Annotated in this window: 19 protein-coding genes and 1 pseudogene; 8 read left to right on the forward strand and 12 right to left on the reverse strand. The window is 54.1% G+C overall.

Annotation, left to right across the window (positions count from 1 at the left end; all coding sequences use genetic code 11):
- Positions 1 to 65 precede the first annotated feature (65 nt).
- A complete protein-coding gene (dmeF, locus tag FQ664_RS21955; protein WP_144174866.1) occupies positions 66 to 1007 on the forward strand; it encodes a CDF family Co(II)/Ni(II) efflux transporter DmeF in 942 nt (313 codons plus the stop codon).
- Between the two features lie 96 nt (positions 1008 to 1103).
- Positions 1104 to 1448, forward strand: a complete 345-nt coding sequence (locus FQ664_RS21960) for a cupin domain-containing protein (RefSeq protein ID WP_003258412.1) — start codon at positions 1104 to 1106, stop codon at positions 1446 to 1448.
- A gap of 213 nt (positions 1449 to 1661) precedes the next feature.
- Here FQ664_RS21960 and mmsB read toward each other — a convergent pair whose 3' ends face one another.
- Both mmsB and FQ664_RS21970 read right to left on the reverse strand, forming a co-directional pair.
- Complete coding sequence (gene mmsB, locus FQ664_RS21965) at positions 1662 to 2549, reverse strand: 3-hydroxyisobutyrate dehydrogenase (RefSeq protein WP_144174868.1); 888 nt, start codon at positions 2547 to 2549, stop codon at positions 1662 to 1664.
- 10 nt (positions 2550 to 2559) lie between these two features.
- Entirely contained in the window at positions 2560 to 4086 is a 1527-nt protein-coding gene (locus tag FQ664_RS21970) for a CoA-acylating methylmalonate-semialdehyde dehydrogenase (protein ID WP_144174870.1), read from the reverse strand.
- Between the two features lie 132 nt (positions 4087 to 4218).
- Between FQ664_RS21970 and FQ664_RS21975 the strand changes: the two genes are divergently transcribed.
- The 3 genes from FQ664_RS21975 (at position 4219) to FQ664_RS21985 (ending at position 7042) form a co-directional block, all read left to right on the forward strand.
- The gene (locus tag FQ664_RS21975) at positions 4219 to 5169 is read left to right on the forward strand and encodes a LysR family transcriptional regulator (RefSeq protein WP_144174872.1); all 951 of its coding nucleotides are present in this window, start codon (positions 4219 to 4221) and stop codon (positions 5167 to 5169) included.
- Between the two features lie 435 nt (positions 5170 to 5604).
- Positions 5605 to 6168, forward strand: coding sequence for a TIR domain-containing protein (locus FQ664_RS21980; protein ID WP_144174874.1), 564 nt, complete (start codon positions 5605 to 5607; stop codon positions 6166 to 6168).
- A gap of 37 nt (positions 6169 to 6205) precedes the next feature.
- Positions 6206 to 7042 (forward strand): macro domain-containing protein, encoded by an 837-nt coding sequence (locus tag FQ664_RS21985; protein WP_144174876.1) that lies wholly within the window; start codon positions 6206 to 6208, stop codon positions 7040 to 7042.
- Positions 7043 to 7693: 651 nt separating this feature from the next.
- Here the strand turns inward: FQ664_RS21985 and FQ664_RS21995 are convergent.
- Complete coding sequence (locus FQ664_RS21995) at positions 7694 to 8239, reverse strand: recombinase family protein (RefSeq protein ID WP_144174879.1); 546 nt, start codon at positions 8237 to 8239, stop codon at positions 7694 to 7696.
- A gap of 506 nt (positions 8240 to 8745) precedes the next feature.
- Between FQ664_RS21995 and FQ664_RS22000 the strand changes: the two genes are divergently transcribed.
- Positions 8746 to 9171, forward strand: a complete 426-nt coding sequence (locus tag FQ664_RS22000; RefSeq protein ID WP_144174881.1) for a hypothetical protein — start codon at positions 8746 to 8748, stop codon at positions 9169 to 9171.
- A 60-nt stretch (positions 9172 to 9231) separates the two neighbouring features.
- Entirely contained in the window at positions 9232 to 9603 is a 372-nt protein-coding gene (locus FQ664_RS22005; protein ID WP_144174883.1) for a hypothetical protein, read from the forward strand.
- A 41-nt stretch (positions 9604 to 9644) separates the two neighbouring features.
- Here FQ664_RS22005 and FQ664_RS22010 read toward each other — a convergent pair whose 3' ends face one another.
- From FQ664_RS22010 to FQ664_RS22035, 6 genes are all read right to left on the reverse strand, one after another.
- The gene (locus tag FQ664_RS22010; protein WP_144174885.1) at positions 9645 to 9893 is read right to left on the reverse strand and encodes a helix-turn-helix domain-containing protein; all 249 of its coding nucleotides are present in this window, start codon (positions 9891 to 9893) and stop codon (positions 9645 to 9647) included.
- A gap of 964 nt (positions 9894 to 10857) precedes the next feature.
- Positions 10858 to 12309 carry a DEAD/DEAH box helicase family protein gene (locus FQ664_RS22015; RefSeq protein ID WP_178091035.1) on the reverse strand — a complete coding sequence of 484 codons (1452 nt, stop codon included), beginning with the start codon at positions 12307 to 12309 and terminating at the stop codon, positions 10858 to 10860.
- Between the two features lie 590 nt (positions 12310 to 12899).
- A complete protein-coding gene (locus tag FQ664_RS22020) occupies positions 12900 to 13376 on the reverse strand; it encodes a hypothetical protein (protein ID WP_144174887.1) in 477 nt (158 codons plus the stop codon).
- Positions 13369 to 13608 (reverse strand): hypothetical protein, encoded by a 240-nt coding sequence (locus FQ664_RS22025; protein ID WP_144174888.1) that lies wholly within the window; start codon positions 13606 to 13608, stop codon positions 13369 to 13371. Before FQ664_RS22025 ends, FQ664_RS22020 begins: the two co-directional genes overlap by 8 nt.
- Positions 13601 to 13807 (reverse strand): hypothetical protein, encoded by a 207-nt coding sequence (locus FQ664_RS22030; protein ID WP_144174889.1) that lies wholly within the window; start codon positions 13805 to 13807, stop codon positions 13601 to 13603. Before FQ664_RS22030 ends, FQ664_RS22025 begins: the two co-directional genes overlap by 8 nt.
- A 1004-nt stretch (positions 13808 to 14811) precedes the next feature.
- A complete protein-coding gene (locus FQ664_RS22035) occupies positions 14812 to 15717 on the reverse strand; it encodes a tyrosine-type recombinase/integrase (RefSeq protein ID WP_256676043.1) in 906 nt (301 codons plus the stop codon).
- Positions 15718 to 16201: 484 nt separating this feature from the next.
- On the opposite strand from FQ664_RS22035, the pseudogene FQ664_RS22040 reads away from it, so the two are divergent.
- A pseudogene (locus tag FQ664_RS22040) lies at positions 16202 to 16339 on the forward strand (LysR family transcriptional regulator); the annotation flags it as partial.
- Between the two features lie 189 nt (positions 16340 to 16528).
- Here FQ664_RS22040 and yfiB read toward each other — a convergent pair.
- From yfiB to yfiR, 3 genes are read right to left on the reverse strand one after another with little or no spacing between them, the layout of a single operon-like run.
- A complete protein-coding gene (yfiB, locus tag FQ664_RS22050) occupies positions 16529 to 17020 on the reverse strand; it encodes an outer membrane lipoprotein YfiB (protein WP_144174891.1) in 492 nt (163 codons plus the stop codon).
- 4 nt (positions 17021 to 17024) lie between these two features.
- A complete protein-coding gene (gene dgcN / locus FQ664_RS22055; protein WP_144174892.1) occupies positions 17025 to 18296 on the reverse strand; it encodes a diguanylate cyclase DgcN/YfiN in 1272 nt (423 codons plus the stop codon).
- On the reverse strand, positions 18293 to 18859 hold the full coding sequence (gene yfiR, locus FQ664_RS22060) for a regulatory sequestration protein YfiR (RefSeq protein ID WP_144174893.1): 567 nt from the start codon (positions 18857 to 18859) through the stop codon (positions 18293 to 18295). The genes dgcN and yfiR overlap by 4 nt, the downstream gene beginning before the upstream one ends.
- Between the last annotated feature and the right edge of the window lie 289 nt (positions 18860 to 19148).

The following is a 19148-nucleotide window of genomic DNA, read 5'->3' on the forward strand; positions in this document are numbered from 1 at the left end:
TTCACACCATGCTAGGTATACTGGGGTATAGTATATTTCTCGACGTTCCGGGAGCATGATAAACCATGGCGACACAAACCTCAGACCGCTGGCAGCACAGCCACCAGTTCCATACCAGCAACCTGGGCGCCGAGCACAAGACCCGCCTGGCAGTGTGGCTGACCGCGGTGATGATGGTGGCGGAAATAACCGGGGGCTGGTTCTTCAATTCCATGGCGTTGCTGGCCGACGGCTGGCACATGAGCTCCCATGCCTTGGCCCTGGGCCTGTCGCTGCTGGCCTATGCCGCCGCACGGCGTTATGCCGGCGACCGGCGCTTTGCCTTCGGCACCTGGAAAATCGAGATTCTCGGCGGCTATTCCAGCGCCCTGCTGTTGCTGGGCGTAGCCGGGCTGATGACATTCCAGTCGGTGGAGCGCCTGCTGACACCGGGGCCGATCCACTATGACGAGGCCATCTTCATCGCTGCCGTGGGCCTGGCCGTCAACCTGGTTTGCGCCTGGCTGCTGCGTGACGACCATCACCATCACCATCACGATCATCACCACCATGGCCACGACCATCACCATGACCACCATCACCACGACCTGAACCTGCGCTCGGCCTACCTGCATGTGATGGCCGACGCCGCCACCTCGGTGCTGGCAATCGTCGCCCTGCTGGCCGGCAAGTACTGGGGCGCCGGCTGGCTCGATCCGGTCATGGGCCTGGTCGGTGCGCTGCTGGTGGCGCTGTGGGCCCGCGGCCTGCTGCGCGATACCGGGCGGGTGCTGCTGGATGCGGAGATGGATGCGCCGGTGGTGGAAGAAATCCGGGAGGTGGTGGCGCAGCTGCCGGTGCCGGCCAGCATTACCGACCTGCACGTGTGGCGCGTGGGCAAGGACCAGTACGCCTGCATCCTCGGCCTGGCCGCGCGGACCGAGCTCAGCGCCGACAGCGTGCGCCAGGCCCTGGGCATCCACGAAGAACTGGCGCACATCACCGTCGAGGTCAACCGCCTGGCATAGCGCGACCAGACAGCTGGACGTCGAGCCCAGGCAACTGCGGCTCGGCCGATGGCTCTATGGTGACGAGTCATTCAGCCAGTCACCAGGAGTTGTGCCATGTCCGATTTCATCACCGTCCTGCGCGAAACCTGCCCGACGCCGGTCGTGGACGCCACCAAGTGGAAGCGCATCGGCGGCGATCCGCACACCGTCAACCTCAACGCCTACCTGTCGGCCGACGGCAGCAAGATCATGGGCACCTGGATCTGCACCCCGGGCAAGTTCGAGGTCAACTACGAGAAGTGGGAGTTCTGCCACTTCCTCGATGGCTACTGCATCATCACCCCGGAAGGCGAAGAGCCGAAGCACCTGAAAGCGGGTGATGTGTTCGTGATCGAACCGGGGATGAAAGGCACCTGGGAAGTGGTCGAGACCGTGCGCAAGTATTTCGTCTTTGCCTGATTTCAAAGACTGACACCGCCCCTGTGGGAGCGGGTTTACCCGCGAATGTGGCGGTAAAGCTACTGCAGCATTCGCGGGTAAACCCGCTCCCACAGGGTCATGTGCTGCCTGCTGAATCGGAAGCAAAAAAAATCGCGGATCAGACGCCCTTCCCTCTGGTGCGCAGTTACAGAGGGAAGGCCACCTGGCCCGCGATGAAATCCACCTTGCTCGTCAATCCTTCTTGCGATAACCCTCGACGATCGCCGAGAAGTCCTTGCCACCCTCGCCGCGCAGGCTCATGGCCTGATACAACTGCTGGGCCACGGCCCCGAGGATCACCGGTTGATGCGCCTGGCGTGCAGCCTCGGTGGCCAGCCCCAGGTCCTTGAGCATCAGTTCGGCGCCAAACCCACCGGTGTACCCACGCGACGCGGGTGCAGTCTCGATGACGCCAGGCCACGGGTTGTAGGTATCGGAGCTCCAGCAACGCCCGGTCGAGCTGTTGATGATCCCCGCCAGCACCTTGGTATCGATGCCCAGCGCATTGCCCAGGGCCATGGCCTCGGACACGCCGATCATCGAGATGCCCAGCAGCAGGTTGTTGCAGATCTTGGCGATCTGCCCGGTGCCGACCTCACCGCAGTGCACGATGTTGCGGCCCATCTGCTCCAGTACCGGCTTGAGGGTGGCGAACAGCTCGGCGCTGGCACCGACCATGAAGGTCAGGGTGCCTGCCGCCGCGCCGCCGGTGCCACCGGACACCGGTGCATCGCCCATGTCCACGCCCTTGGCCGCTGCGGCCTTGGACACATCACGCGCGGTCTGCGGGTCGATGGTGCTGCAGTCCACGGTCGGCGTACCCGGGCGTATACCCGCCAGCACGCCGTCTTCGTTCAAGTACACGCTGCGCACATGGGCAGCAGCCGGCAGCATGGTGATCACCAGTTCGCTGTTGGCCGCCGCATCCTTGGGCGATGGGCTGATTTGCCCGCCCAGTTCGGCCAGCTCGGCGAGCACGGCCTTGTTCAGGTCGAACAGGTTCAGCTGGTGCCCGGCCTTGATCAGGTTGCGGGCCATGGGTGCGCCCATGTTGCCGAGGCCGATGAATGCGATACGCATGACTGTCTCCTTAGCGCAGGCTGATGGTGGTGTTCACACCGTCGTTGACGCTGTCGTCATCGAACCAACGGGCAGTGACGGTCTTGGTCTGAGTGTAGAACTGCACCACTTGCTTGCCGTACGGGCCGAGGTCGCCGAGCTTGGAGCCACGCGAACCGGTGAAGCTGAAGAACGGTACCGGTACCGGGATCGGAATGTTGATACCAACCTGGCCGATATCGATTTCGCTCTGGAACTTGCGTGCTGCCGCGCCGCTCTGGGTGAACAGGCCGGTGCCGTTGCCGAACGGGTTGGCGTTGACCAGGGCGATGGCCTCGTCAAGGGTATCGACCTCCAGGGTCACCAGCACCGGGCCGAAGATTTCCTGGGTGTATACCTGCATGTCGGTCTTCACGCCCGAGAACAGGGTCGGGCCAATGAAGTTGCCTTGTTCGTAGCCTGGCACCGTGACGTCACGGCCGTCGAGTTCCAGCTTGGCGCCTTCCTTGATGCCGCTGTCGATCAGACCCAGCACACGCTCCTTGGCGCGCTTGGAAACCACCGGGCCGACGTCGGTGCCAGGCTCACAACCGGCACTGACCTTGAGTTTGCTGGCCGCTTCCTTGATATCCGGCAGCCATTCGCGAGCCTTGCCCACCAGCACCGCCACCGAGGTGGCCATGCAGCGCTGGCCTGCTGCGCCGAAGGCGGCACCCACCAGGGCGTTGACGGTTTGCGTGCGGTTGGCATCGGGCAGCACTACCGCATGGTTCTTGGCGCCCATCATCGACTGCACGCGCTTGCCGTGCTGGCTGCCCAGGTTGTACACGTGGGTGCCCACTTCGGTGGAGCCGACGAAGGAAATCGCCTTGATGTCCTGGTGAGTGCAAATGGCATCCACCACCTGCTTGCCGCCGTGCACCACGTTGAGCACGCCAGCCGGTATGCCGGCTTCCAGCGCCAGCTCGACCAGCAGCATGGTCGACAGCGGGTCCTGTTCGGACGGTTTGAGCACGAAGGTGTTGCCGCAGACGATGGCCATGGGGAACATCCACAGCGGGATCATCGCCGGGAAGTTGAACGGGGTGATGCCGGCGCACACGCCGATCGGCTGGCGCAGGGTATAGGTATCGACGCCGCCGGCAACGTTCTCGGCGAACTCGCCCATCTGCAGGGTACCGATGGAGGCGGCGTGCTCGACCACTTCCAGGCCGCGGAAGATATCGCCTTCGGCGTCGGCCAGGGTCTTGCCCTGCTCGGCACTGAGCACCTGGGCGATGCGTTTGCTGTGTTCGCGGATCAGCGCCTGCAGCTTGAGCATGATGCGCATGCGCGCGCCGATCGGCGTGTTACGCCAGGTCTGGAAGGCACGGTGGGCAGCGGCCACGGCCGCGTCGACTTCCTCGACGGTGGCGAACGGTACGCGCGCCAGCACCTCCTGGGTGGCCGGGTTGACGATGTCGCGCCATTCGGTGGTCCTGGACTCGACCCATTGGCCGTCGATCAGCAGCTTGACCTGCTCGATTTTGGTCTGGTTAGGGGATTGCGGTGCGTTCATCTGCGTTCTCCTTGGAATTATTGTCGGGACGAGATCGCCATTGCCGGGCAAACGCGAGGTGGCGTCCTGAGGCTTGTTTCGAGTATAGATGTGCAAACATCCAACAAGAACGCACAAAAAAACCGGATCATCATGCAAAAAGACCTCACATCCCTGAGTGCACTCAACTGGGACGACCTGAAGTTCTTCCTTGAAGTGGCGCGTACCCGCAAGGCCAGCAGCGCCGCCAAGCGCCTGAACGTGGACTACACCACCGTGTCGCGGCGCATCAGCTCGCTGGAGGGGGCACTGGGCACCTTGCTGTTCGAGAAATCCCGGACCAACGGCTTTGTCCTCACCGCCGAGGGCCAACGCCTGCTGAGTTATGCCGAGTCGATCGAGAGCACGCTGCACATGGCTTGCGAGCAGGTGTCCGGCTCGGGCGTGGCATTGTCGGGGCATGTGCGCATGGGCTGCACCGAAGGCTTCGGCAGCTTCTTCGTCACCCCGCAGCTAAGCCACTTCGTCGACGCCTACCCGGCGATTTCGGTGGATATCCTGCCGCTGCCGCACTTCATCAGCCTGTCCAAGCGCGAGGCGGACATCGTCATCGCCCTGGAGCGGCCGGAACACGGCCCTTATGTGTGCTGCAAGCTGTGCGACTACCGCTTGCGGCTGTACGCGACTCAGGACTACCTGGACAACCACGCAGCGATCCAGCAGATCGCGGACCTGGCCAGGCACCCGTTCATCAGTTACGTGGACGACCTGGCGTTCAGTTCGGAGCTGCTGTACCTGGCCAACCTGATTCCCAGCGCCAACGCGCATTTGCGCAGTACCAGCGTGATTGCCCAGTACACAGCGGCGCTGCAGGGGCGTGGGCTGGCGATTTTGCCATGCTTCCTGGCCGCGCAGGACCCGCGATTGGTAACGGTGTTGCCGGAGGAGATCGAGGTGACGCGGCAGTTCTGGATGTATTGCCGGGAGGATTTGAGGAAGTTGAAGCGGATAACTTTGTTGTGGGATTACATCCGTGGGGTGACCGAGGCAAATGCGCCGTTGTTGATGGGTGAGACCCGGGAGATGCGCTTTGCTCAGGAGTAGATCGACAAGGAGTAAGGGTGCCTCATCCTACCCATGGCAAGGGGGCTGTGGCAACGCCTTGTGACAGTGGTTGTGACAGGACTTGTGGCAGTTTTTTGAAACGATGAATTTCTTCCACGACGGGTTCAGGTCGGTGTCCAACACTTAGATTGGGGGTAGCGGACAGCCATTAGCCCCTAGGACCATGAGTACTGAAGGGCCACCACTCATGTGCAGGTCGAGTTCTCATCAAGGGCTGCAACAGCGTGAGCATTAGCCACTACTAGGTGCTGATAAGTAACTGAGGGACTTGCCCTATCAGCAGCAGATACTGCTAATATGACATCACAGCAAAACCACAGAGTGAATGATTCTCAAAACCATACAAACATACTCTTTGTTGCAGCTATCGCATACGAAAGATTATGACTAAAGTGCTTTTTAGGAGAAATACACGTGGCATATCGAAATGGAAATTATTGCGCCTTTTATGTTTCTGAGCCTTTCAATCCAAGCACATTAGGTGCTAATGCAACAAGAGACTTTGTTTACTACAACATGCTAAAGGCATGGAAGGCAGCGGATTCATCATTCCCCTTCAATGACTCGCACGCCAAAACTTATAGTGTTCGTGATGGTAGCAACTGGGAAACAACGCTGAAACCAAGATTGCGAGAGCGCCTGCAGTCTTCAAAAAATATTGTTCTCTTCCTTAGCAGCAAGACTTTTGAATCTAGAGCGGTCAAGGAAGAAATCGAGTACGGAATTAATAATCAGGGACTACCTGTTATTGTCATTTACCCTGAATACAACGAAAAGTCAGACTTGGTCGCTAATGGCGAAATCAAGACGGAAATAAAAAACCTATGGAATAAGCTTCCAACCTTCAAAGCACTGAAAATTAACGTCCCAGTACTGCACGTACCCATGAAGAAAGAGCTTATAAAAGCCGCACTAGCGGACAGTGAGTTCACTCTTGCAGGAAAGATCAAGCCCGGAAACTACTGGTACACTGTCTAACCTTCCTAGCAACAACTGGACTCAGTGGTGGAAGTAGATGGCCAAGGTAAGTTTTACTGACAAAACACTATGGGCGAGATTCAAAGAGCAAGTATCGTGGATTAGTACGATCTTCTCATTATTGCTGATATTTGTGAGCATTCCGGAGCAGTGCAAATGGCTTGCAGGACTTCTATTTCTGCTTGGCTTATTTGTATTTTACATCATCAGCTGGTTCGAAGCGAATCGCCTAAAAACAGTAGACCTCGACATCGAGGGCAGCACCGTCACCGTGAAAGCAGGAGACATATTTAAAGAGCAAGATTATAAAGTCATCGCATTCAATGAGTATTTTGACACTCAGGTGGATGATAAAATCATATCAAGCAAATCTCTAAACGGAATTTTTGTAAATGAGCATCTACCGGGGACGCTCGACGACCTCAATAAATACTTAGAAGAATACCAATTTGAGAACAGCGACATAGGAGAGCTTAACGAGCTTAGACGCTCAGGAAAAAAGCAGAAGTATGAAATAGGTACAGTGTGTGTATACCAAGACTACATCCTAGCGGCATTTACTAAATTTGACGACAGAAATAGGGCCGAGCTAACAATGCCAGAATACTTGGCATTCCTCATTAAATTCTGGGATAAAATCAACAATGTTTATGCTCAAAAGAGTGTATCGGTTCCCGTGTTCGGCTCGGGGATTACGCGCATCAAAGAGCACAAAAACATCACAGATGAGGACTTGCTAAAAATAATGCTCTGGACCTTTAGGATTAGCGAAATGCGCTTCAAGTACCCAGCCAAACTAACCATCGTTGTTCACGAAAGCAAAATAGACAAAGTCAATCTATTGGACTTTAGAATGACCAAGAATGGCCTATAGTTCTGATCCAGCTCAAAACTTCAGACTCGCCACCAGCCAAAAGCTCAGCAAACCTTAAAGTCGAGCATGACCTTCCTCAATTGGGTGGAAGGTCAAACTCTGCTACTAAATCTAAATTTAATTCCGCAATCGCTCAATTGCCGAATTTATTGCCCCGGCGTTTAGGTCGAGAGTTTGTAGGGCAACCATCACGTTGCCGTGAGCGTTGGTCGATCCGCGTTGGCGAATCCACGTACTGACTTCCTCAATCGCTGCCCGTATGGCTATCTGGTTGAGATGGAGCAGCTCAAGTGCGTCTGCGGTAGTGGTGACATCGTCCATGGTTAGGCTCTGTAAGGTGTGATCGCGTAAGCGTAAACCGTTTTGCCACAAACCCAACTCCCCTCTCAAATTCAGGTTAGGTTTTCAGTCAAACCGGGAATGTTCCATGATCGAAAATCCCTGATATCGGTCTGACCAATTTGACCCTCCACGTTTGTATGCTGACTGGGGGTCAAATGTTGCTCAAAATCCGGTTGTAGCTGTCACCACAAACGAAACACCCCGTAGAAGCTCTGAGTAAGCTCGCTACAGGGTGTCTCATTCAAATTGGTGCAAGGTGTGGCGTCTATGCCTAATGATGCTGTAGTCGCTTCCTGTAAAGCCTTAGCCTTACGCTGACTTCATCGCCCGCTGCACAGTGCTCAGGCTTACGCCAAGCTCGGCAGCGACCTTACGGAATGACGCACCTTCCTGCCCCATGGCATCACGTATCGCTTGGTCATCAACCTTTTTCACACGGCCTTTGTAGACACCCTTGGCTTTTGCTTTCGCTATGCCCTCTCGTTGACGCTCCTTGATGATGGCTCGTTCAAACTCAGCGACAGCACCCATCATGCTCAGCATGAGTTCCTGTGTAGGGTTCACCTCTGTAGTGAACAACAAAGCTTCTTTGTGGAAGTGGACACACACACCTGCTTTGCGCAGGTCAGTGACCAGTGCCAGCAGGCCAACCAGCGAGCGAGCTAGACGGTCAATCGAGTGAACATGGATGGTGTCACCGTCACGTACATAGCTCAGCATCTCTTTCAGTGCTGGACGTTCAGTAGTTGCCCCTGACACCTTGTCAGTGAATGTACGATCTACAGCAATGCCATCAAGCTGACGGTCGGTGTTCTGGTCTTCACTGCTGACCCGGATGTAAGCAACATGTGCCATTTCTGCCTGCCTGTATTCAATAGCCTCTAGATACAGGCAGTATGATTGTATTCAACGCCAAAATCAACCCTAATGAATACACTCCTGCACAACGTATCCGGGTACTGGTGTATTCATGCTTTCGTGTTCTTTAGAGTACACCCAAATGATACGAACAAGCGGCGATCATTCTGCAAGCTTGCAAATGTTCTGTGAACATCCTCAGCAATGGGATGAGGGTTTATTACCCGTACCCTTGACTAGCAAAGGCTTGTTCAAAATACCCTATGGGTTCTGACTAACCTTGTTGAACAGGTTGGATAACGCGGTGATGGTGGATTGGAATGGTGGCAAATGCCTGATATCCGAAAATGGATTCAGTAGCGAATCGAATCGGCCTGTAGCGGCATCTGTAGTGGGGCTATAGGGGAATCTAGGCAGCTTCCGCTGAATAGAATCTATAGGAGCTTGGTGTAAAGGTTGCGAAGTGATAGCTTTTTACCTTCACCACAACAAGGACGGAACTGATGCGACTACTGATTGCCGCCGCCGCAATTACTACCATGCTGAGTGGCTGTGCAGCACCGCCTACTTTAGGGGAGGCGACTCCAATCCCAAGCAATCGCCTGCTGGCATACCAGACCCAAGATTATGGTAAGGACGCAAGTGTCACAGTGCTCAGAGAAAGCGCGATCCAATCGGGTCAGTGCTTCTTTGGCATATATGTGGATGGGGTACTTTCTGCAAGGCTGGACAATAATGAGAAGGTCAGCTTTTACCTGAAACCGGGTAGACACCTGATTGGTGTTGGGCCGGACCCACAAGGCGCAGGAAATTGCTCAGGGGGCTATGGGTACAAGCGTGAAGTGGCTACATGGGTTCAAGTCGGTGAACAGCAAACATTCCGCATTGCTTTTCAACCGATGTTAGACATCCGCCCCTCATCGTACTGATTTAATTCCCATTCTGCACAGAATCAGTGTTCACGCATATTAATAATATAGAGGTTTAAAATGGAATTAAAAGACTTCATTGCCACAAGCTTGACTCAGATCGCAGAAGGAATTCTCGAAGCCAGCAACAGATTGGCAGACACTGATGCTGAGGTGAATCCGACTCATCTAAAAACGCATTCCAATTCAGCTCAAGGGTTTGGACGAACCCTTGAAGCCCCAGAGGCGGGGCGGGGTAGGCTTGTTGAGCGAGTGACCTTTGATGTAGCCGTTACTGCGGAGAAGGCATCAGCAGATAAAGGTGGGTTGAAAATTGGGGTCGCATCATTCGGATTTGATGGAAGATTAGAAGCGGCGGACAAGGCAGGTAACACTTCACGTATTCAGTTCGCTATTCCTATGGTTTTCCCATCCAAGCGGAACGATGCTTGAGCAAAGCCGAAATTTTCTCCCACTGTGTAGGTGCTGGCTCACTAGCCTTTTATGATTGCTTTTTCCAGCTCCTGCACAAGCTCACACAGACTGATCCCGAGAACCGCACATAGGTCTCTCAGTTGCACGATGTCCAGACGCCGTGTCCCGTTCTCCACATCGCTGATGAACGATTGAGGACGATTCAGCGCCTTTGAGCACTGCACCTGTGTCAGTCCCGCTGCTGTCCTGTACTCCTTCAACAGGCGTAAGAGGGCTTGGTGCTCAGGTCGGTAAATTGTCTTGGGCATGATAGGCAGCTACAGAGGGTAGCTGTCCAAGCTATATCTGCTTTTCGGATATCTGAAATTGGGATATTCTGTAACCCGTCTTTCGCCGTAGAGCCCAATAAACATGGATCGCTACGGTTTCGCGAAGGAATGGATTAAATATACTCAGAGGGAAGATGGTTGATGAAAAAGCTATTTATCGTAACTGCCCTATGTGCAATCGCAGGTATAGGTGGGTGGGCATACACTCAATACCACCACCCTAGCGTATCTAACAGCGTAGGCACATGCGTCAAGCACTCTAAACGTGAACTTGCAGTTATGGCGATACCCGTTGGTGAGTACAAAGCCCCTTGTAAGGAATTTGCTCCTAGTGAGCGTGTCGTGCTTCTACTGGGACAGCAAGCAGCCGACACTATAACGGTAGTCGCCACAGGTACGGAGGACGCTGCAATCCGAGCATCGGAGCAGCTGCCAGAGCTGTTGTTCACCGCTTTTCCCGATAGGCCGCTAATCCCTCGATCATAGGAGGCTGTGAGTATTCCCGCTTCCACAGTGATATTAAGGATGAGGCATCCTGAGAGAAAATCACTTTTCGTTATTTGGGGTGATTCTATTAAAAAGTATCACCCCTCATTCTTGGCATAATACGTATTCAGTGGAGCACACTGGACACGACACAAGACGCTCTTGTGAGCGAGCGTAAGCGAGTGAATGCTCTTAGGGCTGAATTAATCAATCCAGATACAGCCCGCTTTTGCTCTCATTCTGTGGTCAACACAGGGAGTATGCCCACAGCAAGGTGCTGTGAATACATCATCTTGGGAGTATTGCCCCGAGAGATAATCCCTTGGGTTTGTTTGGGGTGATTTGATTAATTATATTAATCACCCCTTTCTTTCTTAAATATACCATGCAGGGTGGTACAGCATCTCTATAAAGACTCTATAGAATTAGTGTACCAATAGGGCTGTACATTTTGCAATTAAGCTGCTTGCTGCTGAGCTTGAAACTTAATTTTAGTAACGGTAGCCCTGTGTAACTCAGTCTCACGACTGATCTGTCTTGCAGACATACCCTGAGCAAACAAACTCAGAACAAGTGCCTTACTCTCTTGATCAACCTCCCGTTTATCCTCCTTTCTAGGAAGGCATTCAGATAGACTCCAGTCTACTTTGGCATTCTCCAGATAGGAGCTTACCAGATAGTTGGCAACCCGTTCATCCTGAACAAACAGTCTGATGGGCTTGGTGTTGCCCGGGTTACGGATAGCTGTCCTTGTGACAAACTGTAGACTTGGCTCAAGAAGCCGGGTAGTAATGAAAGCATTTTCAATAGTATCGTTCGATAGACCATACTTGCCAGCTAAATACTGCAGATTCAATTTGTCAGCACGAGATGGATTACCACCAAATAACGCTATAGCCTCTGTTGCATTACTATATTGGTTCAAGCCTCGGTTATCTTTCGGCAGGTAGTGTACATTTGGCGTGCTGTGTAACTCGCCCCACTTGTTAGCTGATAGCAGAGGTGTGCTACCGGTATTTGCTAATGCTGTACGCAGTACAAGATCAATGTTACGACCTTGCTCTGTCCTTGCAATCATCTTTGTCTGACTGAATCTTGAGGCTTGTCTCACCATGGGGTAAATGGTGATAGGACATTCGTACGCACCGGCAGGTGGTGTGAACACAGACTGCTCAAATTCGAAGCCATGTATTTGTGCGAAAACCTCAAACTCACCAACAACATTGGCAGCCAGCACATGAACTTCATCGGCGACAGAAAATATAGACCACCAACTACTAATTTCCTCTACCGCACGAACAAGTCTATTCCCACTTTTGTCTAGAGCCTCTATGAATACATCCAGCCTCAACAACAGTAGTCGAAATATATCCAGAACAGCATTACTCCAAGTGGATGAAGTACCACCTCGCACTCCATCGCAGTCAGACTTCATGATCTGCTTCAGGTCAGCCTCATGACCATCTTTTATACTCAGTTTTTTATCCACCTCTTCCAAGTGGACAAACAGGCGGTTTGTTTCATTTTCATCAAATGAATAATCAATGTAGCTAACCACCTTTGGCAATTCATCAATTATCAATGTCCAGCCACTTAGGCTCTCTGGATTAACGTTCTGCATTGATTGCTGCGTGCAGAGAAGGATTGAATGCTTCTCGTGTATGAGTGCAGTATTCAGCTTATCGACTACTCGCACCTTATTAGCGTTAGTATCGGTGCTGCTGTCGATTCGTTTACAAGCTAGTCCAAGATCATCAATACGTTGCTCCACCTCAGCAATCAAAGCGATGGTTGGGAGTGCAATGACAACACGACTACCTTTCCCCGTCAGCATCGGCAATGCTTGTAACACCGTTTCAGTTTTGCCGCTCCCCGGGCGACCTTCAGCTTTGTAAATCAATCTCCTCATGTGTAGTTCTCCTCATTTTTTCAGATAGCCCCATAGGCATTTCCTCTGGCTGGTGGTGTTTGTGGGTTCTCAAATTGCAGGCACGACAAAACCCCCTGCGCGGTATCGTTTCTTTAAACGAATGCGGTCGCGTGAGGTTGTGGTGCTGAAATCGAGGGCTGCCTTATACTCCTGCCGACCATGAAAGTCAAGAAATTTACTTCTCATGGTGGATTGTCGCCATGCTTCTGGTTATCCTTGCTTGCGGTCACAAGGCTTAAATTCGAGCTATTTCAGTGCTTTTTTCGCTACCCACCACCCTTCCCGCCACGGAAGGTCGGATCGTACTCAGAAACGTCTGAGAATGCGCCCTAGGCACATGGCCACTGGGTATCACCCACGATTTCCTAAATAAGCTGTTGAACCTGTGGCATCCACTCATAAATGAGAGTGGAAAATGATTGTGTGTTTAACAGCCATGCCGGGCATTCCCAACAAACATCGGGGTCAAACGGGCATGGACACCTTTTCATACGCATAAAAAAGCCCCGCCAGCAATTGCTGGCAGGGCATTTATTCCTGTTGTTTCCATTGTTTACACTCAGGTTAAATTAAGCGGGAATCTCCAAAGGAGAGTAGCACGCCTGCACCTCTGCCTCGATTTGAGCCAGTTTCTTAGCTCTAGCTTGCTCGGCTGATTTCCGTTCTCTCTCTTCTTGGGCTTGGATCAGCTGCTGGCGCAGCAGACCTTGATAATGAGCACGTTCCGTTTCTAAACATTCCACATATTCTGCCTTCACTTTCAGCTTCAGCTCTGCAATATCTAGAGCTTGCAAGGCATCTGGCTTGATCATCATGCAAGAATAGTGCAGTGGGTCGGAGATGACAGCGTGCTTTCTAGAGACTGTGTATCCTTCGGAGACTTTAGCTGCTACAGCTTCTAGGAAGTCGTGTGGGAGTGGTGCGCTCACTCCCTCCATGGATTGAGTCGTAAGTTTATAGAGCTTTACCTGATCATCGAGGCGATGTTGGAACTCAGCTTCGTCATACTTCGGAGGGGTGCCGGTAATTTTGATTTTTTCAGTCATCATTTTTTTCCTTTTGTTTATCCATGTAGTGCCTGTAAAAGCAATCAAGCACCGCTGCCCGATGCCGGTCTTCACTTGAAGTCGCGACAACTGGCGCTTGGGCAAGAGGCTTTGCACTAATCGTTGGTGTAGCTATTTTGGTTTGTTGTTGTAACGGTTGTTGTTGGGGTTTATTGGTTCTGCGAGCAACAGCCCGATCAAGGGCTTGCATAAAGGCTGCAATGTTACTCATACATGCCATCCTTATTTTGTTTTAACCCATACTCTGCTACCAAGGTATCCACTTGGTCTGCGCACCTGCGATATTCTTCTTTGTTGCCGGTGGCGGATGCTGCTTTCTTCAGATGTCGATAGTGCTCAATCTGCTTGATAGCCAATATCTTGCTAATGTCATAACTGGTAGTTTTCGAAAATTTGGTAATTCTTGTCATTGATGGTTCTCCGTTTGGGTTGAATCACTCGTCCCGCGAGACGGGTCAGTGATATTGCTGAATTGGCATATTTAAGCCACGTATTCCGTGGCCTGTAGAGTTGCAAAAGTGAGGGGGCTGTAGGGTTGTATCCCCCAAAATAAAACCTCTCAAAACGCATTATAGAGCGTCCTATAGCCATAGATGGTTTAGGGCGGATGTAGGTTTAAGAAGCTTTCAGAGCTTCCTTGAAGCTTGGACTGATTAAGGCAAGTTCACCCGCATCCACACAAGTGCCGTCTTTGTGCTTTCCAATTACTGCGAAATACTTTTCAAGCACACGATCTGAAACAGGGACTAGCCTATGTTGAAGGGCGATCTTCTCCGGCCTCTCGTTTTCGAAGAAATTTACAATGAGATTGGATGACCGGTGAATCACAAGGAAATTATTCATTGTTTCACCACCAGCTGCACTAGATAATCATGGAGGCTTTGCCGTGCTTGGAATGCTTTGATTGTGAGGTCTGTATAAGCATCATTCGGAATGCGGATTCGCACCAGCACTGCCTTTGCCCTATTGGACCTAAACAGCTTGGAGCGACATGAGTTTGAGCACGTTCGGCTATCCAGACGTTTGTGTTGAAGCGATTTATTGCAAATACAGCAGATACGGGTATGCGTCATTGAACCTCCTTGGGTCTATGAGTTAGGTGATTGTGTTGTATTAAGCCCGGCAACGGCTAATCCGTCAGACAAAATAAAGCCCTCAAACCGCAAGTGGTAGAGGGCATAAGGAAAGATAGGTGCCTATGGCCAATTAGAGGGGGAGAGCCATAGGCGTCGAGCAACTGTACCAACAAAGGACAGGAAATACAGTCGCCCAAAGAACGTCAGAAAGACGTAGAGACATATCTGAAATCGAACTTCAAACAATTTCATATATTGTTTATATGCTACCAACTAGACTCGAATATTGTCAATACCTGTTGTATATATTTTAAACCTTTAAGTAAAACTTATATTTCCTAATCAGTTGAACACAGTACATTCCTTAGCATGTCAGCGATAATTTCAACAGGCACTCCAGCCCCGTATGTGTCGAAGGTGATAGTGTGGGAGGCATGACCCATTACAGCTTGGGCATGGAGAACAGGAACTCCTTTTTCCTGCATCAATGATGCCAGTGAATGACGTAATGAATGGAATACTAGGCCGCGTTCATAGGTGGTTTCTAGGGCCGCCGGGATACCCTGTTGATTCACCCACTCACCTGATGGCCTGTACCCAAACTGGGCAAGCGCAGACACTCCTTCCATCCTGCATGTCTCGACATATCGCAAGAATGCTGCAAGGTCGAATCCATAAGCACCGTCAGTGATAGGCACTAGTCGCTTACTTTGTTTGTTCTTGATTGACTTCCCCTCCCCGTTTTCATTGATGTGGATGGCCACCACTCCTGAGTCTAGTGTTACAACGTCACTCGTCGTTAACTGACATATTTCCTTGAGTCTTCCACCAGTGACGATACCCAAACTTAGTAGCCACCGCTTCCATGATGATTCAGGGAGGCTGCTCGCGTAGGTCATCAGCTTATGCACTTGTGTCTGAGTGAAAGCTTTACGGGTTGATTCAACACCTTTGGTCAGCTTCAGCTTCTTGTCGAATGTTCGGCTCAGATGGCCATTCTCGACAGCCCATGCGAGCACAGCTGACAGCTTCACAATCAACTTGTTTACCGTTGAGGGCATCCGTCCTTGGGCTAATCGTCCCCTGAATGCCACAAGGTCTTCTCTTGAGTGGTTCCTGAAGTCCAACCCCTCCAGATGCTCACCAATGACTTTGTGGCACAGCTTCGTTTCCTTCAGGGTTGAAGGTTTCTGGTCTCCAGCACGGTCTGCCATGTACAACTGAGCCAGTGCATCAAAGGTCATCGGTGACTCTGCTGGCGCTTTACTCATCACCCCCCTGTACTGTGTTTCCGCTGCGCTTGGGGGAACGTCAACGTTCCGGTAAAAATCCCCCCAGTGATGGAACGGATGACTGTCATCAGCAGATGCCACGGTGTGACTTACCAACGTCAGCAAATGCTCCCGTAGATCGTTCCACGAGGCTTCAGGCCGCTCAATGTGGAAGGTTTGGAGTGACGCTATGAGGTGACTAGAGGTTTCCATTGCCCCCCTTCGATCAGTGGTCTTCAGAGAGACAGACACCATTCTGCTTACGCTGCCTGTCATGCGAAGGCGCAGGTAGTAGATACCGTGTCGCCGGTAGTGGTAGGGACTGGCTAGTCGGCAATGTGGCCTCAAGGGCAACGTGCGGGTTGTGACACCACTTGTAACAGGGTGGCTCTGTAGGATCACGTTCATGCTGGCTAACCCCTTGAATCTATTGGATTAACCCTTTCCCTCTTTGTCGTTCTGGATGTATTGCCGGGAGGATTTGAGGAAGTTGAAGCGGATAACTTTGTTGTGGGATTACATCCGTGGGGTGACCGAGGCAAATGCGCCGTTGTTGATGGGTGAGACGCGGGAGATGCGCTTTGCTCAGGAATGAGGGGGCTGCTGCGTAGCCCATCGCCGGCAAGCCAGCTCCTACAAGGTCTGCGCTGGATTCAAGACAGGTGCTACACCTGTGAGCTGGCTTGCCGGCGAACACCGGCGCAGCCGGTGCCAGGCACCGCGTTGCCTGTTTCGCGCGCAAGACCGCTCCTACACGCGGGTATGCTGGCCTGGGAGGCTGTGGTCAGTAGGAAGCCACCACAATGGACACGCGCCGGTTCTCGGTACGCCCGGCACTGGTGCGGTTGTCCGCCACCGGCTGGGTACTGCCCAGCCCGCGGGACTGGATATTCGGCGCCTGCATGCCTACCCCGACCAGCGCCTTGGCCACGCTCTGCGCGCGGCGCTCGGACAGCTGCTGGTTATACGCCGCCCTGCCCGACGAATCGGCATGCCCGTCCACCCGCACGCCGTGGATGCCGACGCCAAGCAGCGCCTTGCCAATGCGCTCGACAATCGCCTGGCTCTGGCTGTTGAGGCTGTCCAGGTCGCTGCCGAACAGGACCTTGCCGGACAAATCGTAGGCCCAGCCTTCATCGGTTGGGGTAAAGCCTTCACGCTTGAGCGTGGCAATCTGTTCGGCGGTCAGGCCTTTAGGCGGGGCACTCTGGCAACCGGTCAGCGCCAGCACGGCGAGCAACAAAGCCCAAAGGGGGAAACGCAAAGCCTGTATCACGGGGTCAACTCCTGTTCCTGATTTCGCTGGCGGACCGTTCCGTCTGCGCCACTTGCCAATGGCCACGGCGTTTGCGCTTGGCCTGGTACATCGCCACATCTGCGGCATTCAGAAGACTGGCGGGGTCAGCGCCGTCATCCGGGTAATAGGCAATACCGACACTCAACGAGGTGGCGATACTGCGGCCACTGTCCAGCTGCACCGGCAACTTCATGCTGGCAACGATCTTCTCGGCAATGTCCTCGGCGTCCTGGCGCGAATGCAAAGGCGACAGCAACACAGCAAACTCGTCGCCACCCAGGCGCGCCACCAGGTCGTGCTCGCGCAACTGCGCGCGCACGCGGTCGGCCACGCTGATCAGCACTTCGTCGCCCACCGCATGGCCGAGGGTGTCGTTGATCTGCTTGAAGTGGTCGCTGTCGAGGAACAGCAACGCCAGGTGATCCTGCTGCCGTTCGGCATTGCGCACGCTGCGGCTCAGGCGCCCCTCGAAGAAGGCGCGGTTGGGCAGGCCGGTCAGGCTGTCATGGCTGGCCTGGTGGGCCAGGGTCTGGTTTTCGTTCTGCAGGTGGCTGTGCCATACCTCCAGCTCGTCCAGCAGGGCATTGAAATCATTGCCCAGTTCGTTGAGCTCGGCGATTGGCGCTTCCGGCACGCGCCGGTCGAAGCTGCGCTCGCGGCGGGCGGCATGGGCAACACTGGCCAGGCCACGCAGGGGGCGGACGATATCGCTGAGCAGGCGCCGCGACAGGTATTGGGCAGCCAAGGCGCTGAGGACCGTGCAGAACAGGATGCCGGCCAGGCCACTGAGCAGGAACAGCAACAGGCTACGACCCTGACCGACCAGTTCGATGTGCCCGACCTGTTGCTGCTGGTGCATGATCGGCAGCTTGACTGGCTCATCCAGCAAGGCGCTGGCTACCTGCCGCTCCAGCTTCGCAAGCATGCCGGTATCGCTGCGCTGCCAGCGGGCCAGTAGCTCGCCTTCGTTGTTGAATACTTTTGCCTCGGCCACTTCCTCGGTACTGGCAATCAGCGCCAGCGACTCATTGGCTGCGGCGCTATCGTCAAACACCACCGCCGCTTCCACCGTGTAGCTGATCGAGCGGGCGATCAGCTGCAGGTTGTCGTTGGCGTAGACGCGCAGGGCGAGCACGCCCAGCAGGGTCAGGGAAATACCGGCCAGGCTCACGGCGAGCAAGGCGACGCTGAGGTGGCCACGGCCCAGCACCGAGCGCAGGGTCGGGCGCACGCCACGCTTGCGGCTCGGTTTCATGGTTGCACCGCCCGGCGCCGCGACAATTGCAGCACGCTGGGGTGAATACGCACGCCGGAGCGTGCCACCGAGTCGAGGTTGACTTCAAAGGCGACCTGCTGGTCGCTGACCCGCAAGCAGAACAGGCTGCCGACCGTGCACGGGTCGTCTGCCTCGCTGATGCTCAGCACCGGGTGGCCACTGACGCGCTCGAACAGCCGGTCGCGCTGGCCCTGGTCGAGTTTGCCGATGTAGATGGCGTCGCAGGCCTGGGCAACCTGGCTATCGTCTGCCAGCAGCCGCCGCACCTGCAGCGGTCGGCCGGACTCCTGCACATGCCCTTTGATCAGGTCATCGGCGTATTCGGTCGGGCCGACCAGGCACAGGCGCAAGGGCGAGGGTTCGACGGGCCAGCGGGCGTAGCTGAAGATGCCCAGAACCACCTGGGTGACCGCCTTCGCGCGTTGCTGCGCCTGGGCGGCGGTCGTGGCGGGGTCTGCCCGGGCGGGGCCTGCGCAAAGGAACAGGACGGCCAGCAATAGCGAAAGCGCACAGCTTGTCACTCGCCTTGCGGCCACGTTCATGTGGGAAATCTCTTAGGGCCCTTTCCGATATCGGCGCAACGATAGCACATGGCCGCATCAATGTAGGTATGAGCTGCTTTATGTATGGGGATTGATGGCCCCATCGCCGGCAAGCCACACAGGGATTCCACAGCCCTTGAGAGCTGCGCTTTACCTGTGGGAGATGGCCCAGCCCTTTGGGCTGCGCTGTCGCATAGAGAACTGAATTCGCAAGCGGTCCGTGCATCCTGNTGGGAGATGGCCCAGCCCTTTGGGCTGCGCTGTCGCATAGAGAACTGAATTCGCAAGC

Origin of the sequence: Pseudomonas persica, from assembly GCF_900291015.1 — a bacterium.
In the GTDB taxonomy this organism is placed as follows: Bacteria; Pseudomonadota; Gammaproteobacteria; order Pseudomonadales; family Pseudomonadaceae; genus Aquipseudomonas.

What these genes read in the sequence shown, in the direction of transcription:
- yfiR (WP_144174893.1), bottom strand. Translation starts at nt 18,859, where the DNA reads ATGAACGTGGCCGCAAGGCGAGTGACAAGCTGTGCGCTTTCGCTATTG.
- FQ664_RS21995 (WP_144174879.1), bottom strand. Translation starts at nt 8,239, where the DNA reads ATGGCACATGTTGCTTACATCCGGGTCAGCAGTGAAGACCAGAACACC.
- FQ664_RS21985 (WP_144174876.1), top strand. Translation starts at nt 6,206, where the DNA reads ATGGCCAAGGTAAGTTTTACTGACAAAACACTATGGGCGAGATTCAAA.
- FQ664_RS22015 (WP_178091035.1), bottom strand. Translation starts at nt 12,309, where the DNA reads ATGAGGAGATTGATTTACAAAGCTGAAGGTCGCCCGGGGAGCGGCAAA.
- FQ664_RS21960 (WP_003258412.1), top strand. Translation starts at nt 1,104, where the DNA reads ATGTCCGATTTCATCACCGTCCTGCGCGAAACCTGCCCGACGCCGGTC.
- FQ664_RS22030 (WP_144174889.1), bottom strand. Translation starts at nt 13,807, where the DNA reads ATGACAAGAATTACCAAATTTTCGAAAACTACCAGTTATGACATTAGC.
- FQ664_RS22005 (WP_144174883.1), top strand. Translation starts at nt 9,232, where the DNA reads ATGGAATTAAAAGACTTCATTGCCACAAGCTTGACTCAGATCGCAGAA.
- mmsB (WP_144174868.1), bottom strand. Translation starts at nt 2,549, where the DNA reads ATGCGTATCGCATTCATCGGCCTCGGCAACATGGGCGCACCCATGGCC.
- dmeF (WP_144174866.1), top strand. Translation starts at nt 66, where the DNA reads ATGGCGACACAAACCTCAGACCGCTGGCAGCACAGCCACCAGTTCCAT.
- FQ664_RS22035 (WP_256676043.1), bottom strand. Translation starts at nt 15,717, where the DNA reads ATGACCTTTGATGCACTGGCTCAGTTGTACATGGCAGACCGTGCTGGA.
- FQ664_RS21975 (WP_144174872.1), top strand. Translation starts at nt 4,219, where the DNA reads ATGCAAAAAGACCTCACATCCCTGAGTGCACTCAACTGGGACGACCTG.
- dgcN (WP_144174892.1), bottom strand. Translation starts at nt 18,296, where the DNA reads ATGAAACCGAGCCGCAAGCGTGGCGTGCGCCCGACCCTGCGCTCGGTG.
- FQ664_RS22020 (WP_144174887.1), bottom strand. Translation starts at nt 13,376, where the DNA reads ATGACTGAAAAAATCAAAATTACCGGCACCCCTCCGAAGTATGACGAA.
- FQ664_RS22010 (WP_144174885.1), bottom strand. Translation starts at nt 9,893, where the DNA reads ATGCCCAAGACAATTTACCGACCTGAGCACCAAGCCCTCTTACGCCTG.
- FQ664_RS22025 (WP_144174888.1), bottom strand. Translation starts at nt 13,608, where the DNA reads ATGAGTAACATTGCAGCCTTTATGCAAGCCCTTGATCGGGCTGTTGCT.
- FQ664_RS22000 (WP_144174881.1), top strand. Translation starts at nt 8,746, where the DNA reads ATGCGACTACTGATTGCCGCCGCCGCAATTACTACCATGCTGAGTGGC.
- FQ664_RS21970 (WP_144174870.1), bottom strand. Translation starts at nt 4,086, where the DNA reads ATGAACGCACCGCAATCCCCTAACCAGACCAAAATCGAGCAGGTCAAG.